This window comes from Methylobacterium sp. Leaf118, assembly GCF_920984675.1.
Classification (GTDB): Bacteria; Pseudomonadota; Alphaproteobacteria; order Rhizobiales; family Beijerinckiaceae; genus Methylobacterium.
In genome coordinates this window covers 1-18,756 of record NZ_CAKLBV010000012.1, presented here as the reverse complement: position 1 = coordinate 18,756, position 18,756 = coordinate 1, and the positions used below count along the sequence as shown (strand labels likewise).

Annotated in this window: 16 protein-coding genes; 12 read left to right on the top strand and 4 right to left on the bottom strand. The window is 69.8% G+C overall.

From position 1 onward, the window contains the following. Positions 1-12 precede the first annotated feature (12 nt). From bchM to LW587_RS07355, 11 genes are all read left to right on the top strand, one after another. Positions 13-750: a magnesium protoporphyrin IX methyltransferase gene (gene bchM / locus LW587_RS07405; protein ID WP_232628950.1), complete on the top strand. Its 738-nt coding sequence runs from the start codon at positions 13-15 to the stop codon at positions 748-750. Continuing rightward, positions 747-2,192, top strand: coding sequence for a BCD family MFS transporter (locus LW587_RS07400; RefSeq protein ID WP_232628949.1), 1,446 nt, complete (start codon positions 747-749; stop codon positions 2,190-2,192). Before bchM ends, LW587_RS07400 begins: the two co-directional genes overlap by 4 nt. 14 nt (positions 2,193-2,206) lie before the next feature. Beyond that, complete coding sequence (gene puhA / locus LW587_RS07395; protein ID WP_232628948.1) at positions 2,207-2,980, top strand: photosynthetic reaction center subunit H; 774 nt, start codon at positions 2,207-2,209, stop codon at positions 2,978-2,980. A gap of 39 nt (positions 2,981-3,019) precedes the next feature. Beyond that, on the top strand, positions 3,020-3,691 hold the full coding sequence (gene puhB / locus LW587_RS07390; RefSeq protein ID WP_232628947.1) for a photosynthetic complex putative assembly protein PuhB: 672 nt from the start codon (positions 3,020-3,022) through the stop codon (positions 3,689-3,691). 10 nt (positions 3,692-3,701) lie between these two features. Beyond that, positions 3,702-4,190: a photosynthetic complex assembly protein PuhC gene (gene puhC, locus LW587_RS07385; RefSeq protein ID WP_232628946.1), complete on the top strand. Its 489-nt coding sequence runs from the start codon at positions 3,702-3,704 to the stop codon at positions 4,188-4,190. Positions 4,191-4,204: 14 nt separating this feature from the next. Further along, the gene (locus tag LW587_RS07380; protein WP_232628945.1) at positions 4,205-4,501 is read left to right on the top strand and encodes a hypothetical protein; all 297 of its coding nucleotides are present in this window, start codon (positions 4,205-4,207) and stop codon (positions 4,499-4,501) included. Continuing rightward, positions 4,498-5,586, top strand: coding sequence for a magnesium-protoporphyrin IX monomethyl ester (oxidative) cyclase (acsF, locus tag LW587_RS07375; protein WP_232628944.1), 1,089 nt, complete (start codon positions 4,498-4,500; stop codon positions 5,584-5,586). The genes LW587_RS07380 and acsF overlap by 4 nt, the downstream gene beginning before the upstream one ends. 1 nt (position 5,587) lies before the next feature. After that, complete coding sequence (puhE, locus tag LW587_RS07370; protein ID WP_232628943.1) at positions 5,588-6,394, top strand: putative photosynthetic complex assembly protein PuhE; 807 nt, start codon at positions 5,588-5,590, stop codon at positions 6,392-6,394. A 155-nt stretch (positions 6,395-6,549) separates the two neighbouring features. Then, a complete protein-coding gene (hemA, locus tag LW587_RS07365; RefSeq protein ID WP_232628942.1) occupies positions 6,550-7,767 on the top strand; it encodes a 5-aminolevulinate synthase in 1,218 nt (405 codons plus the stop codon). Positions 7,768-8,151: 384 nt separating this feature from the next. Continuing rightward, positions 8,152-9,120 carry an SPFH domain-containing protein gene (locus LW587_RS07360; protein ID WP_232628941.1) on the top strand — a complete coding sequence of 323 codons (969 nt, stop codon included), beginning with the start codon at positions 8,152-8,154 and terminating at the stop codon, positions 9,118-9,120. A 200-nt stretch (positions 9,121-9,320) separates the two neighbouring features. After that, positions 9,321-10,994, top strand: coding sequence for a cyclic peptide export ABC transporter (locus LW587_RS07355; RefSeq protein WP_232628940.1), 1,674 nt, complete (start codon positions 9,321-9,323; stop codon positions 10,992-10,994). Positions 10,995-11,196: 202 nt separating this feature from the next. On the opposite strand, the gene parE is transcribed toward LW587_RS07355, so the two are convergent. Next, the gene (gene parE, locus LW587_RS07350; RefSeq protein ID WP_232628939.1) at positions 11,197-13,275 is read right to left on the bottom strand and encodes a DNA topoisomerase IV subunit B; all 2,079 of its coding nucleotides are present in this window, start codon (positions 13,273-13,275) and stop codon (positions 11,197-11,199) included. A 302-nt stretch (positions 13,276-13,577) separates the two neighbouring features. On the opposite strand from parE, the gene LW587_RS07345 reads away from it, so the two are divergent. Beyond that, positions 13,578-13,772: a hypothetical protein gene (locus LW587_RS07345; protein ID WP_232628938.1), complete on the top strand. Its 195-nt coding sequence runs from the start codon at positions 13,578-13,580 to the stop codon at positions 13,770-13,772. 4 nt (positions 13,773-13,776) lie between these two features. Here the strand turns inward: LW587_RS07345 and LW587_RS07340 are convergent, their stop codons facing one another. The 3 genes from LW587_RS07340 to LW587_RS07330 all read right to left on the bottom strand — a co-directional run bounded on the left by LW587_RS07340 (position 13,777) and on the right by LW587_RS07330 (position 18,738). After that, positions 13,777-14,826 carry a threonine aldolase family protein gene (locus LW587_RS07340; RefSeq protein WP_232628937.1) on the bottom strand — a complete coding sequence of 350 codons (1,050 nt, stop codon included), beginning with the start codon at positions 14,824-14,826 and terminating at the stop codon, positions 13,777-13,779. Between the two features lie 458 nt (positions 14,827-15,284). Continuing rightward, a complete protein-coding gene (locus LW587_RS07335) occupies positions 15,285-17,051 on the bottom strand; it encodes an ABC transporter ATP-binding protein (RefSeq protein WP_232628936.1) in 1,767 nt (588 codons plus the stop codon). A 331-nt stretch (positions 17,052-17,382) separates the two neighbouring features. Next, entirely contained in the window at positions 17,383-18,738 is a 1,356-nt protein-coding gene (locus tag LW587_RS07330; protein ID WP_232628935.1) for an MFS transporter, read from the bottom strand. Between the last annotated feature and the right edge of the window lie 18 nt (positions 18,739-18,756).

Genomic DNA, 18,756 nt, shown 5'->3' with positions numbered 1-18,756 from the left:
TCGGTTCGCCTGATGAGCACGCCCTACCTCACCCGACGCACCCAGCTCGAAACCTATTTCGACCGCACCGCGGTCGAAGCGTGGTCGCGCCTGACCTCCGACGCACCGGTCTCGAAGATCCGCGCGACGGTTCGGGCGGGGCGTGACGCCATGCGGGCGACCCTGGTCGAGTGGCTGCCCGCCGACCTCACCGGCCTGCGACTGCTCGATGCGGGCTGCGGCACCGGGGCGCTCGCGGTGGAGGCGGCCCGGCGCGGCGCCACCGTGACCGCCATCGACGTCTCCCCGACGCTCGTCGGCCTCGCCCGCGAGCGCCTGCCGGAGATCCCCGGTCCCGGCTCGGTCGACTTCAAGGTCGGCGACATGCTCGATCCGTGGCTCGGCCGCTTCGACCACGTCGTGGCGATGGATTCGCTGATCCATTACCAGGCGCCGGACATCGTCCGGGCGCTGGCCGAACTGTCCCTGCGCACCGAGGGCAGCCTCGTCTTCACGGTGGCGCCGCGCACCGCCCTGCTGACCCTGATGCACGCGGCCGGCAAGCTCTTCCCCAAGGCCGATCGGGCCCCGGCCATCGTGCCGATCACCGAGGGCGGCCTGCGGCGGCGCATCGCCCGGGAGCCGGTTCTGGAGCGCTTCTCCGTCGGACGGACGCGGCGGGTGAACAGCGGGTTCTACCTGTCGAACGCGGTCGAGCTGACCCGCATCCGGCCCCCGTCCCCCACCGCGGGGGGAGGGGTTCGCGCATGAAGTCCGGCCTCGCCCTCACGCAGGCCCTCCTGCGCCTCGGCCCGGCGATCCTGCCCTTCGCCGACGCGGCCACGAAGGAGTTGCCGCTCGGGCGACTGATGCGGCTGTCGCTGTTCCAGGTCACCGTCGGCATGGCCGCGGTGCTGCTGATCGGCACGCTCAACCGGGTCATGATCGTCGAGCTGGCGGTGCCGGCCTGGATCGTGGCGGTGATGCTGTCCCTGCCGCTGCTGTTCGCGCCCCTGCGCGCGCTGGTCGGCTTCCGCTCCGACACCCACCGGTCCGTGCTGGGCTGGCGGCGGGTGCCCTATATCTGGTTCGGCACGCTGCTGCAGTTCGGCGGGCTCGCGATCATGCCCTTCGCCCTGCTGATCCTGTCAGGCGACACCACCGGCCCGCTCTGGGTCGGACACGTGGCCGCCGCGCTCGCCTTCCTGCTGGTAGGCGCCGGGCTCCACACCACCCAGACCGTCGGCCTCGCCCTCGCCACCGATCTCGCCCCGGCCCATGCCCGGCCCAAGGTGGTCGCCCTGCTCTGCGCCATGCTGCTCGTCGGCATGATGGGAAGCGCCGTGCTGTTCGGGCTGGCGCTCGCCCACTTCTCCCCGGTGCGCCTGATCCAGGTGATCCAGGGTGCGGCCCTCGTGACCCTCGTGCTCAACGGCATCGCCCTGTGGAAGCAGGAGGCGCGCGACCCGAGCCGGACCCGCGAGGCGGCGCCGCGCCCGAGCTTCTCGGAATCCTGGCACGGCTATGCCGGCGAGAGCACCGCCAAGCGCCGCCTCGTCGCCATCGGGCTCGGCACGGCGGGCTTCTCGATGCAGGACATCCTGCTCGAGCCCTATGGCGGGCAGATCCTCGGACTGACCGTCGGCCAGACCACGGCGCTCACGGCGATGCTCGCTGCCGGCGGCGGGCTCGGCCTCGTGGCAGCGGCGCGCTGGCTCGCCCGCGGGGGCGATCCCTACCGGGTCGCCGCCCTCGGCAGCGTCATCGGCATCATCGCCTTCTCGGCGGTCGTCTTCGCCGCTCCGCTCGCCTCGGCCCGGCTCTTCGCCGCGGGCGTGACCCTGATCGGCGTCGGCGGCGGATTGTTCGCCCACGGCACCCTGACCGCCTCCATGGCGAAGGCGACGCCCGAGGAGACCGGGCTCGCGCTCGGCGCCTGGGGTGCGGTGCAGGCCACCGCCGCCGGCACCGCCATCGCCGCCAGCGGCATCTTGCGCGACGCCGGCGCGGCGATCGCACAATCGGGCGTGCTCGGCGAGGGCATGAACGAGCCGGCGATCGGCTACCTCATCGTCTACCACGTCGAAATCGCGCTGTTGTTCGCGACGCTCGTGGCGATCGGCCCGCTGGTGCGCGCCGACGCCCGTGACACCGGCCGCCCCGAGGGAAGGCGCCACGGCTCGTTCGACCCCCTCGTCAACCGCCCCACCTGATCGGGAGGCCTGCCATGCCCAGAGGCGAGATCACCGGTTACATCGACGTCGCGCAGGTCACGCTCTACGCGTTCTGGTTCTTCTTCGCAGGTCTCGTGTTCTACCTGCGCCGTGAGGACCGCCGCGAGGGCTACCCGCTGGAAAACGAAGCGGCCGGGCGGCTCAAATCGCCCGATCCGATCCTGATCCCGACCCCGAAGGCGTTCCGCCTCTCGAGCGGGCACACCACCTACGCGCCGCAGACCAACGTGGCCTACGAGACCGCGGTGCCGGCCTCGAAGCGCGAGCCCTGGCCGGGCGCGCCCTACTACCCGGACGATGCCTCGCTCCAGACGAGCGTCGGTCCGGGCTCGTGGGTCGCCCGCCACGACGAGCACGACCGCACCTGGGACGGCCAGTACCGGATCGTTCCCCTGCGCGTCGCCGACCATTTCGTGGTCCACGAGGACGGCCCGAACCCGATCGGCATGACGGTGTTCGGGGCCGACCGGCACGTGGCCGGCACGGTCACCGACCTCTGGCTCGACCGCGGCGAATCCATGGTGCGCTACTACGAGGTCGAGCTGGGCGTGGGCGGACGTCGGGTGCTGATGCCGGCGACCTTCTGCTCCACCAGCCTGTTCACCCACACCGTCAAAACCGAAGCGATCCTGGCCGCCCAGTTCGCGGACGTGCCCGGCACCAAGGATCCGGATTCCGTGACCCTGCGCGAGGAGGAACGGATCATGGCCTATTACGGCGCCGGCACGCTCTACGCCACGCCGGGCCGCCAGGAGCCGATCCTCTAGTCTCCCACCTCCGAAGGTCCAATCTGCGAGGATCGTCCCGTGAGCGAATCGGACTTCCTGCCTGAGGGCACCCTGAGGGGCCTGCCCGGCCCCCTGCCGAAGGGCGAGCGCATCCTGTGGCGCGGCGCGCCGGGCGTCCGCGGCGTCCTGCTGCGGGCCTTCCACGCCCGGCTGGTGATGGCGTGGTTCGGCGGCGTCGCCGTGCTGATCACCATTGCCGCCGCCTCGGCCGGCACGCCCGCGGCGGCCCTCGCCGCGGCCGGACCGACCCTGCTGATCGGGCTCGGCGCGGTCGGCCTGCTCGCCTTCTTCTCGTGGCTCGTACAGCGCACCACGGTCTATACCGTGACCAACCGGCGCGTGGTCCTGCATATCGGCATCGCCCTGCCGATCACCCTCAACCTGCCGCACGAGCAGATCGAGGCGGCGGGCCTCCACCTCTTCGCCGACGGCAGCGGCGATATTCCGCTGCGCCTGCCCCCGGGCGAGCGAGTCGCCTACCTGCATCTGTGGCCGCATGCGCGGCCCTGGCAGGTGAGCCGGCCCGAGCCGATGCTGCGCTCGGTGCCCGACGCCGCCGCCGTCGCCGCCCTCCTGTCGCAGGCGCTCGCCGAGCGCGTGGGCGGACGCGGCGAGGCGACCCTCCCCGCCGTCGCAGCAACGCGTCCCGAGCCGAGGCCGGGCCGCCTTGCCGCCGCCGGCTCGCATTGAGGCCAGGATCATGCCCGTCGCACTGCCCGTCGAGAAGCCGCTGCGGATCGTCCCGCGCCCGCGCCGCTCGCCGCAAACCCTCGGCGTCGTCGCCGTCATCGCCCTGATCGGGACCACGGTGGCCGCCATCCAGTTCGGCCGCAGCCAGGGCGTCGGCCTCACCGCGCTGCCTCCGGCGCACGCGGTGGCGCGGCTCGCCTTCCGGGCGGAAGACCAGCCGGACGGGGCCATCGACCTGCGCGCCGCCGAGGACGGCCGGCTCGTGGGCCGGGTCGCCCCGGGGGAGGGCGGCTTCGTGCGCGGCACCCTGCGCGGCCTCGCCCAGGCCCGCCAGCGGGAAGGTTTCGGACCGGAGGCGCCTTTCACACTCACGGGATTCGACAACGGGACCCTGGCGTTGGAGGATGGGGCAACCGGGCGCCGTGTCGCGCTGGAAGCCTTCGGCGCCATCAATGCCGAGGCTTTCGCCCGCCTTCTGAGCGCCGGGACCACGCGCTGATGGGAGGCGCCCCTATGACTTGGATCGGCCGAACGGTGGTCGAGGTGCCCTGCACCGTCGAGATCGAACAGACCCCCGAGAGCCTTCACGCTCATGTCACCCTGGATGCCGGCTTCGACATCGAGCCCGGCGACGAGGTGCAGGTGCACGATGCCCCGACCGCGGTGCCCTACGGCGAACGGATCACCGTGCGCCGCACCGCCACCGTGACCCGCGCCGGAAAGCTGGAGCGGGCCTGGACCAAGCTGATCGGCCACCTGGAGCTGACCGAGCTCTACGAGGTGAGCTTTTCCGAACGGAGGAAGCTGTGAACGCCAACGTCCAGCCCCCGGCGGGTAACCCCGTCCCGCGCCACCCCGTCAACGAATCGACCAAGGCCGCCCAGGAGACGACCTTCCTCTCCCCGCGCTTCTACACGACCGATTTCGACGAACTCGACAAGACCGACGTCGAGCCGGTGCGGCGCGAATGGGACATCCTGATCGAGGAGCTGCGCCAGGATCCGAACAAGCGCCACTTCGTGCGCAACGAGGAGTTCGACTGCGACCTCTCGCACATGGATCCCGAGCTTCGGAAGGAGTTCCTCGACTTCCTGGTCTCCTCGATCACTGCCGAGTTCTCGGGCTGCGTGCTCTACGCCGAGATGCGCAAGCGCGCCAAGAACAAGGACATCAAGGAGCTGTTCGGCTTCATGAGCCGCGACGAGGCCCGCCACGCCGGCTTCATCAACGACACGCTCAAGGATTTTGGCATCGGTGTCGATCTCGGCTTCCTGACGAAGTCCAAGAAGTACACCTTCTTCAAGCCGAAATTCATCTTCTACGCGACCTACCTTTCCGAGAAGATCGGCTACGCCCGCTACATCACCATCTACCGCGAACTCGAGCGCAACCCCGATCGGCGGATTCATCCGATCTTCAAGTGGTTCGAGAAGTGGTGCAACGACGAGTTCCGCCACGGCGAGGCCTTCGCTCTGTTGATGCGGGCGAACCCGAAGTTGACGGAGGGGGTCAACCGCTACTGGATCCGCTTCTTCCTGCTCGCGGTCTTCGCGACGATGTACGTGCGCGACCATTGCCGCCCGGCCTTCCACAAGGCACTCGGAGTCGATCCGACCGACTACGACTTCAAGGTCTTCCGCATCACCTCCGAGATCTCGAAGCAGACCTTCCCGATCACCCTCGACATCGACGATCCGCGCTTCAAGGCCGGGCTCGACCGGCTGCTCGTCTGCTCGGAGAAGATCGCGGAGGCCAAGGCGCAGGGCGGCATCGGTGGGCGCTTGAAACATGCCGGCCAGGCTGTGGTCGCGGCGGCCACCTTCGTGCGGCTCTACCTGCTGCCGGTGAAGGAGAACGCGATGCCGGCCGACATCCGCCTCCGGCCGGTCTGGTAGCATGGGCGCTCTCGTCGCCCCGGCGCTCTTCGCCGTCCTGCTCTGGTGGGCGGCGACCGGGCTGGTGCTGATCCTCCAGCACCGGCCGCGGCGCACGCATCCGCGCAGCATGGTCGCGGCGAGCCTCGTGCTCGTCGGGGCGCTCTGGGCGATCGGCGCGAGCGCGGACGACACCACGGAGACCGGCGCCTACTGGGCCTTCACCGCCGCCGTCGCGGTCTGGGGCTGGCAGGAGATGAGCTACTACATGGGCTTCGTCTCGGGGCCGAAACCGGCCGCCTGCGCGCCGTCCGTGCGCGGGTTCGACCGGTTCCTCGCCGCCCTCGCCACCAGCCTCTGGCACGAATTCGCGATCCTGCTCGGCGGATTGGCGATCCTCTGCCTGACCTGGGGGCAGGACAACCGGGTGGCGCTCTGGACCTACGGGCTGCTGGTCCTGGCGAACGCCTCGGCCCGGCTCAACCTGTTCCTCGGCGTGCGCAACCTGCACGCCGAGTTCCTGCCCGCCCATCTCGGCTACCTCGCCTGCTACCTGAACCGGCGCTTGATGAACCCGCTCTTCCCGGTCTCGGTGAGCCTCGGCACGGCGGCAACCGTGCTGCTCGCCCGCGCGGCGCTCGCGCCCGAGGCGGCGCCGGACGGGATGGTGGGCCTGACCCTCGTCGCGACGCTCGCGGCGCTCGCCACCCTGGAACACTGGTTCCTGATGCTGCCGCTGCCCTCGGCAGCCCTGTGGAACTGGAGCCTGCCGGGACGCGCGCCCGTCGCCGCCGATACCCCGGAAGCCCACAGGGCCCCGGGGGAATGAAGCATCGGCCCGCGCGTCGGACACCGACGCGCGGACAGCCGCCGATGTCGCACTGAGACCTCGAGGATCGCCTCGGACGCGATGTCCCGGACGCTGCTTGAGACCAACGATTGGCCGCATGCGGACGCCAGAGCCGCGGCATCGGGAGGACGGGCATGGATTACGAAGCGTTCTTCGACAGCGCGATCGCCGGGCTCCACCGCGAGGGACGCTACCGGGTCTTCACCGATCTCGAGCGGCAGGCGGGACGCTTCCCCTACGCCACCCACCACAGCCCCGGAGGCGAGCGCGAAGTCACGGTCTGGTGCTCGAACGACTATCTCGGCATGGGCCAGCACCCGTCGGTGCTGCGGGCGATGCACGAGGCGATCGACCGCTGCGGCGCGGGCGCGGGCGGCACCCGCAACATCTCCGGCACCAACCACTACCACGTGATGCTGGAGCAGGAGCTCGCCGACCTCCACGGCAAGGAGGCGGCGCTGATCTTCTCCTCGGGCTACGTGTCCAACTGGGCCGCACTCGGGACCCTGGCCTCGAAGATGCCGGGCTGCGTCGTGTTCTCCGACGAGGGCAACCATGCCTCGATGATCGAGGGCATCCGCTCGAGCCGCGCCGAGCGCCAGATCTTCCGCCACAACGACCCGGCGGATCTCGACCGCAAGCTCTCGCTCATCGAGCCCGGACGGGCCAAGCTCGTCGCCTTCGAGTCGGTCTATTCCATGGACGGCGACATCGCGCCGATCGACGAGATCTGCGACGTGGCCGAGGCGCACGGGGCGCTGACCTATCTCGACGAGGTCCACGCGGTCGGGCTCTACGGGGCGCGGGGCGGCGGCATCTCGGAGCGGATGGGGCTCGCCCACCGTCTCGACGTGATCGAGGGCACCCTCGGCAAGGCCTTCGCCGTGCATGGCGGCTACATCACCGGATCGGCGCGGCTCTGCGACTTCGTGCGCAGCTTCGCCTCGGGCTTCATCTTCACCACCTCGCTGCCGCCCGCGGTGGCGGCGGGCGCCGCCGCCAGCATCCGGCATCTCAAGGCGAGCGGCGTCGAGCGCGCCCGGCACCAGGAGCGGGTCGCCCGGGTGCGCCAAGCCCTCGACGCGGCCGGCATCCCGGTTCTGGCCAACCGCAGTCACATCGTGCCGGTGATGGTGGGCGACCCCGTGCTGTGCAAGGCGATCAGCGACAGCCTGCTCGACGAGTTCGGCATCTACGTCCAGCCGATCAATTACCCGACAGTGCCCCGCGGGACCGAGCGCCTGCGCATCACGCCCTCGCCCCTGCACTCGAACGCCGACATCGACCACCTCGTCGACGCCCTGTCGACGATCTGGCGCCGCATCGGCCTGCACCGGCAGGCGGCGGAATAAGAGCGCCTCACACTGCTCCCGTTCGCCGCCGGTTTCCCCGGCAGACCCGATGGCGGAGCGGGAGCTTTGGGAGAGACAGTCAGGTGACTTTGCGCGCGACAGCGTTCCGCCACGACGCGCGAGCGCCGTGCGCGCCGTTGCGTGCATCCGCGACGGGCGTCGGTCCGGGGCGCCGGAGGTGACCCGAACTGCATGACCGGCCGCGACCGGCCCGACAGGCGCGCATCACGGGTGTGTTCCGCGGCGCGGCCCCGGACTGATCTCGGGATGCGTCGATCGACGACGGCCCGAACCGGCCTCGCCGTCTTCAACCGGCCACCGCTGGGCTCGGCCGCCAATTCCCCGTAGACCCACTGGGCAAACGATCCACGTGGGGGAAGGCGCATGGCCGAGGCGCGCATCACCGGGGACAAGCCCTATCGGGCGTTGAACGGCTGGTGGGCGCTCGGCCTCGCCCTCGTCTGCCTCGTCCTCGGCGCGCCCGCCTTCCTCGGCGGCATCGGCCTGGTGCTCGCCCGTGGGCCCGTCGGCGGCGTCTTCGCCCTCGGGGCGGCCCTGGCGATGCTGGCGGCGCTGGTGCTGCTCGCCGGCCTCCTCACGCTGAAGCCGCGCCAGGCGGCGGTGCTGACCCTGTTCGGGCGCTACCACGGCACCATCGCCCGCGACGGCTTCTGGTGGCGCAACCCGCTCACCGCCGTGACCCGGGTCTCCCTCGCCACCGAGGCGCAGGAGACCAAGATCATCACCGTCAACGATCTGATGGGCAACCCGATCACGATCGCGGCCGCCGCGATCTGGCGGGTGCAGGACGCGGCCCGCGCCACCTTCGACGTCGGCAGCTACCGCGATTTCGTCTCGCTCCAGGCCGAGGCGGCGCTGCGCAACATCGCCTCGACCCGCCCCTACGACCACGAGGAAGCCGAGACCCTCGGCCAGGAGGCGGGCGACGCCAAGCGCCGGCTCGCCGAAAGGGCCACCCGCGTCGCCTCGCTGCGGGCCGACCGCGACGCGATCCACGCCGACCTCATCGCCGAACTCGGCCAGCGGGTCGCGGTGGCGGGCTTGGTGGTCGAGGAGGTGCGGATCACGCATCTCGCCTACGCCCCGGAGATCGCCGGCGCGATGCTCAAGCGTCAGCAGGCCGGCGCCATCATCGCGGCCCGCCGCCAGATCGTGGAGGGCGCGGTCGCCATCGTGCGGGACACGATTGCCCGCCTGGAACAGCCTGAGGACGGCCGGCCCGGGATCACGTTCGACGAGGCCGGCCGGGCGAGCATGGCGCAGAGCATGCTCATCATGATCGTGGGGGACCGGGAGGCGACGCCGGTGGTGAGCGTCGGGGCCAAGCCGTAGGGCCTCTCCGCGCCCAAGACTGCTTATCGGGTGAAGCGCAACTCCCTACTCTATCATCGTCAAAACGAGGATTTGTACAACCCATTCCCGCGGAGGGGCGCCTGCGCCGGATCGGCATTTCACCCCGTCCAAACCGGTCGTTACTGCCCAGGTCCGGGCGCCGCAGCAGGCGGCGGCCCTGCCCAGAGGAGCCGGTTGGCATGGAGCGGGACGGCATCATCCTTCGTCATTTCAGGAAAGACGCGATCCGGTTGCTGCGGCCGGTCTGGCCGCTGGTGGTCGTCGCGACGGCGCTGGGCTCCGTCGGCGGTCTCGCCACGGCCGCGGCTCTGGCCAAGATCAACGAGGCCTTCTACGGCGAGGGCGCGCTCGCCGAAGGCGTGTTGTTGGGCTTTGCCGGGTTCACGGTCCTCAGCATCGTCGGCACGTTCGCGGCCAGCGTCGGCAACACCTATGCGGGCGGGCGCATCCAGGCGGCGCTCAGCCGCGACCTGACCGACAAGATCCTGGCCGCGCCGATCGCACGGATCGAGCGCCTGGGCCGGCACAGGCTTCTCGCCTCCCTCCAGCACGACGTGCACGAAATCTACACGGCCATCTCGTTCCTCTCGCCGGTCGTGGTCGCGGCCGGGACCCTGATCGGATGCAGCATCTACATGATCACCCTATCACCGGCCCTGTCGGCGGTGACGGCCGCGGTCCTGATCGTCGAGAGCCTGGGCGAAAACGTCCTGCGCCGACGCATGCTCCGCCATTTCGAGGCGATGCGCGCGAATCGGGAGGCGACCCAGAAACACTATCTCGCCCTGACGGAGGCGGCCAAGGAGCTGCGCATCGGCCGCGAACGCCGGCTTCATCTTCGCAACGTATCTCTGAACAGCTGTATCGAAGAGTGGCGCCAGCTGACGACGCGGAACACCGTCGTCCAGCAGTCGATGTCGACGCTGAGCCAGACCACCAACTTCCTGCTGTTTGCCGGCCTGATCGCCTACAAGATCCTGGCCGGCCTCAGCGGCGCCGAACTCTCCGGCTTCGTCCTCGTTCTGCTCTATATTCAGGGGCCGATCTCGCAGCTCATCCATTTCACGCCCATGATCGGGCAGGCCCAGCTGGCCTACCGGCGCATCGCCGAGCTCACGGATGAGGGAGCGGAGGCGGAGGCCGGCCTGCTCGCGGCCCCATCGACGCAGGCCGCACGGGCCATCCGCGAGGTCAGCCTGCGCGGCGTGACCCACGCCTTCCCGTCGGCGGGCGGCAAGCCCCCCTTCACCCTCGGTCCGATCGACCTGACGATTCGCGCCGGCGAGATCCTGTTCATCGTCGGGGAGAACGGCTCGGGCAAGACGACGCTGATCAAGCTGCTGCTCGGCCTCTATCCGCCGCAGACGGGCACCATCCTGCTCGACGGCGTCCCGGTGACGGCCGAGACGCGCGACGCCTATCGCCAGCACTTCTCGGCGATCTTCTTCGACTACCATCTGTTCGACGAGCTGGCCCCCACCGGAGGCGCCGATGCGGAGGCCGTCCGGCCGATGCTGGCCCAGCTGGACCTCACCGACAAGGTCGATATCGACCAGGGACGCTTCTCCACCACCGATCTCTCGACCGGCCAGCGCAAGCGCCTCGCCCTGGTGCAGGTGACGCTCGAAGGGCGCCCGATCCTCGTGCTGGACGAATGGGCGGCCGAGCAGGATCCGACCTTCCGGCGACGCTTCTACGAGGAGATCCTGCCGGAGCTGCGCCGCAGCGGACGAACCCTCGTCGTGATCAGCCACGACGACCGCTACTTCGGCGCCGCCGACCGGGTGCTGCACCTGAAGGCGGGGCAGATCGTGGAGATCGTGGAGCGGGCGAGGGCCGCCGAGCCGGCCTAACCGGCAGGCCGTCGCTCAGGCGGGTCTCATACCCAGTCCGGTTGATCCCTTCGGGATGGCGGATTTGGGCTTCGCTCAAACGCCGCGCGGGCTTGCCTGATCCGGGCTCCGCTTTGATCAAGCGGAGCCCGGATCAGTGAGGCGGGGGGATCGGAGGACGATCCCCCTCGCGTTCCGTCCGGCGGCAGGACGGGAGAGGGGATCAGATATCCAGCTCCGCCCCGTCCGCGAAGGCCGCACGCTCGGTGATGAAGGCGAACCGCGCCTCCGGCTTGTTGCCCATCAAGCGCTCCACCGCATCGCCGGTCGATTCCCGGGCCTCGTCGAGGACCGCGACTCGCAGGAGCGTGCGCTTCCTCGGGTCCATCGTGGTCTCCTTCAACTGCGCCGGCATCATCTCGCCGAGGCCCTTGAAGCGGCCGATCTCGACCTTGCCGTTCTTGAACACGGTCTTGATGACCCGCTCCTTGTCGGCGTCGTCGCGGGCATAGGCCGATTTCGCGCCTTGGCTGATCCGGTACAGCGGTGGGATCGCGAGGTAGAGGTGCCCCTTGTCGATCAGCTTGGGCATCTGCCGATAGAAGAAGGTGATCAGCAGCGAGGCGATGTGGGCGCCGTCCACGTCCGCGTCGGTCATGATGATGACCTTGTCGTAGCGCAGATCCCCCTCGCGGAAATTCGCGCCGGTGCCGCAGCCGAGCGCCAGCGTCAGGTCGGAGATGAGCTGGTTGGCGCCGAGCTTGTCGCGGCTGGCCGAGGCCACGTTCAGGATCTTGCCGCGCAACGGCAGGACCGCCTGGGTGGCGCGGTCGCGGGCCTGCTTGGCGGAGCCGCCGGCCGAATCGCCCTCGACGATGAAGATCTCGGAGCCCGCGGTGCCGGCCGCCGAGCAATCGGCGAGCTTGCCCGGCAGGCGGAGCTTGCGGGTGGCGGACTTGCGGGCGACCTCCTTCTCCTGGCGGCGGCGCAGGCGCTCCTCCGCCCGGTCGATCACCCAGTCGAGCAGCTTGTTGGCCTGGGCGGGCGAGGCGGCGAGCCAATGGTCGAAGGCGTCGCGGATCGCGGTCTCGACGATGCGGGAGGCCTCGACGGTGGCGAGCTTGTCCTTGGTCTGGCCCTGGAATTCCGGCTCGCGAATGAAGACGGAGAGCATCGAGGCGCAGGTCGCCATCACGTCGTCGGTGGTGACGGCAGTCATGCGCTTGGCCTGGTTCACGCGCTCGGCATGCTCGCGCAGGCCCCGCAGCAGGGCGACGCGCAGGCCCGCCTCGTGGGTGCCGCCCTCCGGCGTCGGGATCGTGTTGCAGTAGGAATGGGAGACGCCGTCATCGGCGACCGTCCAGGCCACCGCCCATTCGAGCGAGCCGTGCGAGCCCGGCTTCGTCATCTTGCCGGAGAAGATCGTGTCGAGGACGAGGTCCTTCCCCTCGATGTCGCGGGCGAGATAGTCCGAGAGTCCGCCGGGGAAGCGGTGCACGGCCTCCGCCGGCACGCCCTCCAGGCCTTCCAGCAGGGACGGGGCGCAGCGCCAGCGGATCTCGACGCCGCCGAACAGGTAGGCCTTGGAGCGGGCCATCTTGAACAGGCGGCGCGGGTCGAACTTCAGCGAGCCGAAGATCTGCGCGTCGGGGTGGAAGCGCACCCGGGTGCCCCGCCGGTTCTGCACGCGCCCGACCGTCTCCAGGCCGCCTTGCGCGTGGCCGCGGGAGAAGGTCTGGCGATAGAGGGTCTGGTTGCGGGCGACCTCGACCTCCAGCACGTCGGACAGCGCATTGACCACCGAGATGCCGACGCCGTGCAGACCTCCGCTCGTCTCGTAGACCTTCGAGTCGAACTTCCCGCCCGCGTGCAGCGTGGTCATGATGACCTCGAGCGCGGATTTGCCAGGAAACTTCGGATGCGGATCGACCGGGATGCCGCGGCCGTTGTCGGTGACGACGAGGCTGCCAGCCTCCTCCAGCTCCACCTCGATGAAGCTCGCATGGCCCGCGACCGCTTCGTCCATGGAATTGTCGATCACCTCGGCGAAGAGATGATGCAGGGCCCGCTCGTCGGTGCCGCCGATATACATGCCGGGCCGGCGCCGCACCGGCTCGAGCCCCTCGAGCACCTCGATGGCCGAGGCGTCGTAGCCGGCTTCCGCCGCGGGGGCAGAAGCTGGGACAGGGGCAGGAGCCGGGACAGGGGCCGGCGGCACCGCGCGCAGCCGTTCGGCCGCGGAGGGAGCCCCCGCCGCGCCGCGTGCTCCGGGTCCGAAGAGGTCGCGCGCCGGATCGCTCACGCGACGGCTCCGGGAGTCGGGCTTCGGTCGGGCAGCATGGGCTTTCATAGCTCCTTGTACCGGAACAAACCGAAAACAAAAAGGGCCGCCGGTCGCACGCGACCACCATCGCACGCCTCGCCGCCGGTGTTCAAACCAGCGGGAGTGGGCCCGGAAGGCGGCGGCCGTCATCGGAGTGATGCAGGAGGATGGTTAAACGTCTCTCACGACGACTGACCTGCCGCCGCCGCCGAGCGGGGGCGGAACATATCGCACGGGCCGAGCGTTGCCACCGCAAAGCTTTGCCCCAGGGAGACAGCCCGATGACGACGGCCGCCGCGCAAGCGCGACACCTCTCCCTTCAGCGCCTCGAGCGCGCAGCGGGCGAAGCCTTCGGCTGCACCGAGGATTCCGAGCCGACTGTCGCCAGCCGCGGCCTTTTCTTGGTGAACTCGACCACGATCACCTTCGCGACGGTCGCCACCGCCTTGGCCACCACGATCGGCTACCTCGTCTGAACCGTCAGGCGGCCGCGGCCGCGGCGGGCAGGGCGCAGGCGCGAATGTCCCGGGCGAGCGCCTCGACGCGGGCCGGATCCGAGTCCCAGGCGAACATGAAGCGGGCTGCGCCGCCGATGAAGCTGTAGAACAGCCAGCCGCGATCCCGCAGGCGCTCCTGCACCGAGGTCGCGAGGTTCAGGAACACCCCATTGGCTTCGACCGGAGCGGCGAGCGAGACACCCGGAATGTCGGCGATGGCCGCGGCGAAGCGGAGGGCGCAGTCATTGGCGTGGCGGGCATTGCCGAGCCAAGCGCCGCTTTCCAGCATGCCGACCCAGGGAGCCGCGAGGTAGCGCATCTTCGAGGCGAGCTGGCCCGCCTGCTTGCAGCGGTAGCCGAAATCCTCCGCCATGGCCCGGTCGAAGAAGATCACCGCCTCGCCCACCGCCATGCCGTTCTTGGTGCCGCCGAAGCACAGCACGTCCACCCCGACCTTCCACGTGAGCGCAGCCGGGGAGGCGTCGAGCGAGGCGCAGGCATTGGCGAAGCGGGCGCCGTCCATGTGCAGATGCAGGCCGAGGGCGCGGCAGGTTTCCGAGAGGCGCGCGATTTCGTCGGGCTGGTAGACCCGGCCCGTCTCGGTCGCCTGGGTGATCGTCACCGCCTTGGGCTTGGGGAAATGGATGTCGCTGCGCTTCAGCGCGGTGGCGCGGACGATCTCGGGTGTGAGCCGCCCATCCTCCGTCGGGACCGCCAGGAGCTTGGAGCCATTGGAGAAGAATTCCGGGGCGCCGCACTCGTCGGTCTCGATATGCGCCGCGTCCGAGCAGATCACGCTGTGATAGGACTGACAGAGGGCGGCCAGCGCCAGGGAGTTCGCCGCCGTGCCGTTGAAGACGAAGAAGACCTCGCAATCGGTCTCGAACAGGCGGCGGATGTCGTCTGCCGCCCGCTGCGTCCACGGGTCGGCCCCGTAGGCCGGAGCGTGACCGGCATTGGCGGCTTCCACCGCGGCCAGAGCCTCCGGGCAGATCCCGGCATAATTGTCGCTGGCGAATTGCTGATCGGACACGGTGCTTCAGGGCCCTGTGCGCGCGGGACTTTCGTGGACGAAGCCGTGGCATCCGGCCTCGTCGCGAGAGGAAAGACTAGGAATGGCGGCCCTGCGCCGCAAGCCGAAGCTTGTCATAGCGTTACCGCGCCGGGGCCATAGCTTGTCAGGGCCGCACCTGGATTGGTGGAGGCCGGAGGGGACCGAGACCGCCGGCCGGACGCGCCGGCCAAGGCCGGGGTCATGCCGGGCCGAAGAGCCCCGCGCGCGGGCGCCTGAGATCGCGCGCCTGAGATGATGTTTGGATTGCGGAAACGGGAGGCGCCCCTCGGCTCTCGCGTCGCTTCGGCTCGGCGCCGGGCTTCCACGATCAGGTCAAGGCGCGGAGGGACCGCACCGCCGTCCTCGCGCGGTATTCCCGGAGGTCCTGTCGCGGCAGCGGCCGGGTCCGGTCACCCCGGCCCGCGCCGTATCGGTCCTCACGCCGCGGCGAGGGCCATCGACATCGATTCCTTCTTCATCAGCTCGCGGTAGAACCCGTCGAGATGGGTCAGCTTCTCCGGCGAGCCGTCCTGGACGATCTTGCCGCCTTCGAGCACGACGATCCGGTCGAAGTCCTTCAACGTCGAGAGCCGGTGGGCGATGGCGATGACGGTGCGCCCCTTCATGAGGTTGGCGAGCGCGGCCCGGATCGCCTCCTCGGATTCGGCGTCCAGCGCCGAGGTCGCCTCGTCGAGGAGCAGGATCGGCGAATCCTTCAGGATGGCGCGGGCGATGGCGATGCGCTGACGCTGACCGCCCGAGAGCTTCACGCCGCGATCGCCGACGATAGTGTCGAATCCCTGCGGCAGCGACTGGATGAAGTCGGTGCAATGGGCCGCCTCGGCCGCCTTCCAGACATCCTCGTCGGAGGCGTCGGGCCGGCCGTAGCGGATGTTCTCGCGAAGGGAGCGGTGAAACATCGACACGTCCTGCGGCACCACCGTGATGGCCTCGCGCAAGCTCTCCTGCGTGACCCGGTTGATGTCCTGCCCGTTGATGAGGATGCGCCCGCCCTGCACCTCGTAGAAGCGCTGGATCAGGGAGAACAGGGTCGACTTGCCCCCGCCCGACTTGCCGACGAGCCCGACCGTCTGACCCGGGGGAATCAGGAGGTCAAAATCGGAGAAGACCGTGCGTCCGTCGGGATAGCTGAAGGCGACATGGTCGAAATGCATCTCGGCGCCGGTCTGGCCGACGAGGGTTTCGGCTTCCGGATGATCGACCAGCTCATGCGGCTGGAGCAGCGTGTGCAACGCCTCCGACAGGCGGGCGGTGTGCTGGGTCGCGTCGACCAGCGCCACGGCGAGGTCGCGGGTCGCGGCGAGGATGCGGATGCCCAGGGTGCAGACGAGCACGACCTGACCGGTGGTCGCCTGGCCCGCCTCCCACATCTTGATCGACCAGTAGAGCAGGCCGAGGATCGACAGCACGGTCAGGATGGCGTGGGTGATGCGCAGCTTCTCGAGATAGATCAGCGATGAGCGGCGCGCCCGCATCTCGGTGCCGATGGTGCCGTCGAAGCGCACGAACTCGCGGTTGAAGGCCGAGAAGGCGCGCACGAGCGGCATGTTGCCGACGAGGTCGACCATCTCGCCGTCCACGCTCGCGGCTTTGGCGGCGAAGTCGTGATGCAGCGGCTTGCCGGCGGACGCCATCTTGAACATCAGCATCACGACGGCGGTGAAGATCGTGGCCAGCACCAGCGCCATAGTGAGATTGACGGTGCCGATATAGATGATCGAGAGCACGGCCGCGACGCAGGGCGGCATCACGTTGAACGTGAACATGTTCTCGACGGTGAAGATCGCGTTCGAGGTCGCCGTGATGCGCGAGGCGAGCGTGCCCGGCTGGCGGTCGGCGAAAAAGGACGGGGCGTGGCCCGTCATGTGGCGGAAGAGGTCCCGGCGGATGTCGCCGGTCACGCCGACGAAGGTGAAGGCCCCGACGAGCGCGGCCACGCGCCAGAGCAGGTTGTCGGCGGCGATGAAGGCGATCAGGAGCGCCAACGCCGTCCAGACCTGCCCGGTGCTCGGCCCCTTGCCCAGCGCGTCCACCACGCCCTTGAGCGCGTAATCGGTCGAGACGGAGAAGGTGACGGCTCCGAGGACAGCGAACAGGATGACGAGGTGCGGGACCATGCGGCGCTTGAGATAGCGCCCGACAAAGGTCCACGGCCTGTTGGCGTATTGGCAGAGATCTTCCATCGCGATCGTCAATCCCGATTCGATCGGACACGCGGGGCACAAGGCACGGCCGTCGGACGTAGACGTCGCCCGTTAACCGCAACGCGAAGCGTCACCTTATGTTTCAAGCTGAGAACCGCTTTCCCGCGAGATATCGCCGTGAAGCTGAACCGGACTTGAGGGTGGTGCGGCGCCTCGACGACCCAAGCGCGTCGGCAGCCCGAGGTCAAGGCTCGCGGACGCGATCGTCCGAAGGCGGGACCGTTCCGCGGTCCCGGTCGCGGCGCGCCAGGACTCGGGGCGCCAGGACTCGGCGCACCAGGACTCGGCGCGCCAGGACGCGGGCCGCCGCTCACGGCGCGCCGTCCCGCGGCTCGCGCGTTTCCGGCATGATGAGCAGAACCACAACGAGTCCCAGGCCGCCGACGAGGGCGAGACCGAGGAAGGTGCTCTGGCTGCCCAGATGATCGGCCATGAAGCCCGCGAGCGCCGTGGAGAGGGCGGCGCCGATCCCCATCCCGGTGCCCACGGCGCCCAGCGCGATGTTGAAGCGGCCGCTGCCGCGGGTCACGTCCGAGACGATCAGCGGGACCATAACGCCGAGCACCGACGCCGAGATGCCGTCGAACACCTGGATGGCGACCATCCAGTAGGGATCACTGACGAAGGCGAAGAGCAGGCCGCGCACCGGCAAGGCGGCAAAGCCCAGCACCAGCAGGGGCTTGCGTCCCCAGCTCTGGGCCAGGCGCCCGACGAAGGGCGCGGTCACCGCCAGCACCGCCTGCGGAACCATGATGCAGGCGGCGATCAGGGCGGTCGCGGTCTCGCTCGCCCGCAGGGTCATCACCGAGCCGACGAGGGGCAGCATGGCGGCGTTGGCGAGGAAGAACAGCACCATGCAGGCGGCAAAGCACAGGAGCGCCCGGTTCCTGAGAAGGACGCCGATCCCGCCGGCCTCCGCGGGCGCCGGCTCCGGGGGCGGCCGGTTGGGGGCTCCGACGGCGGCCGGGAGGCTCCCGCGCCCCGACGGAATGAAGGACAGGGCCATGAGCGCTGGCAGGACGAGGGCGCCGGCGAGGAAGAACACCGCGTCGTTCGACAGGTAATAGCCGACCGCGCCCATGCTGGCGGCGCCCAAGGCGTTGCCGAGGGCCGAGAAACTGGCGTTGCGCCCAAGGCGTTCGCCGGCGCGGGCATGGCCGACGAGGCCGATCGAGATCGCCGCGATGGCGGGCGTCAGCACGCAGCTCGCCGCCGAGTGGATCGCCATGGCGAGCATCACGACGAGGTAGGTCGGGAAGGCGGCGAGCATCACCGCGCTGGCGCCGACCCAGAAGGCCGAGAATCCCGCCGCGAAACGCTTCGAGCGCGAGGCGTCGACGAAGGCGCCGCCCGGCATCTGAAAGAGGAGGCTGACGAGGCTGCCGACGGTGAGCGCGAGGCCGATATCGGACTGGGTCCACTTCTGCTGCGTGAAGTAGACGGCCAGGAACGGGCCGAACCCGGTCTGAAGGTTGGCGATGAAGAAGGTGAAGGCGTCGAGCCCGCGCGCGGCGCGCGGCGACGGGCCGGCGGATGCGGGTTCGCCCGCGCCGCGGCCCGGGCGACGCGCCGATCGCCGGCCGGCCCGCTCCCGCGGATCGGTCCGGGCCATGTCGCGGTCGCGCGGCAGAGCTGCCCGCCTCTCCGTCACCGGGATTGCTGTCATCGGTCCGGCGTCTTCTCC

What these genes read in the sequence shown, in the direction of transcription:
- LW587_RS07400 (WP_232628949.1), top strand. Translation starts at nt 747, where the DNA reads ATGAAGTCCGGCCTCGCCCTCACGCAGGCCCTCCTGCGCCTCGGCCCG.
- bchM (WP_232628950.1), top strand. Translation starts at nt 13, where the DNA reads ATGAGCACGCCCTACCTCACCCGACGCACCCAGCTCGAAACCTATTTC.
- hemA (WP_232628942.1), top strand. Translation starts at nt 6,550, where the DNA reads ATGGATTACGAAGCGTTCTTCGACAGCGCGATCGCCGGGCTCCACCGC.
- puhC (WP_232628946.1), top strand. Translation starts at nt 3,702, where the DNA reads ATGCCCGTCGCACTGCCCGTCGAGAAGCCGCTGCGGATCGTCCCGCGC.
- LW587_RS07355 (WP_232628940.1), top strand. Translation starts at nt 9,321, where the DNA reads ATGGAGCGGGACGGCATCATCCTTCGTCATTTCAGGAAAGACGCGATC.
- puhE (WP_232628943.1), top strand. Translation starts at nt 5,588, where the DNA reads ATGGGCGCTCTCGTCGCCCCGGCGCTCTTCGCCGTCCTGCTCTGGTGG.
- LW587_RS07345 (WP_232628938.1), top strand. Translation starts at nt 13,578, where the DNA reads ATGACGACGGCCGCCGCGCAAGCGCGACACCTCTCCCTTCAGCGCCTC.
- puhA (WP_232628948.1), top strand. Translation starts at nt 2,207, where the DNA reads ATGCCCAGAGGCGAGATCACCGGTTACATCGACGTCGCGCAGGTCACG.
- LW587_RS07335 (WP_232628936.1), bottom strand. Translation starts at nt 17,051, where the DNA reads ATGGAAGATCTCTGCCAATACGCCAACAGGCCGTGGACCTTTGTCGGG.
- LW587_RS07330 (WP_232628935.1), bottom strand. Translation starts at nt 18,738, where the DNA reads ATGACAGCAATCCCGGTGACGGAGAGGCGGGCAGCTCTGCCGCGCGAC.
- LW587_RS07360 (WP_232628941.1), top strand. Translation starts at nt 8,152, where the DNA reads ATGGCCGAGGCGCGCATCACCGGGGACAAGCCCTATCGGGCGTTGAAC.
- LW587_RS07380 (WP_232628945.1), top strand. Translation starts at nt 4,205, where the DNA reads ATGACTTGGATCGGCCGAACGGTGGTCGAGGTGCCCTGCACCGTCGAG.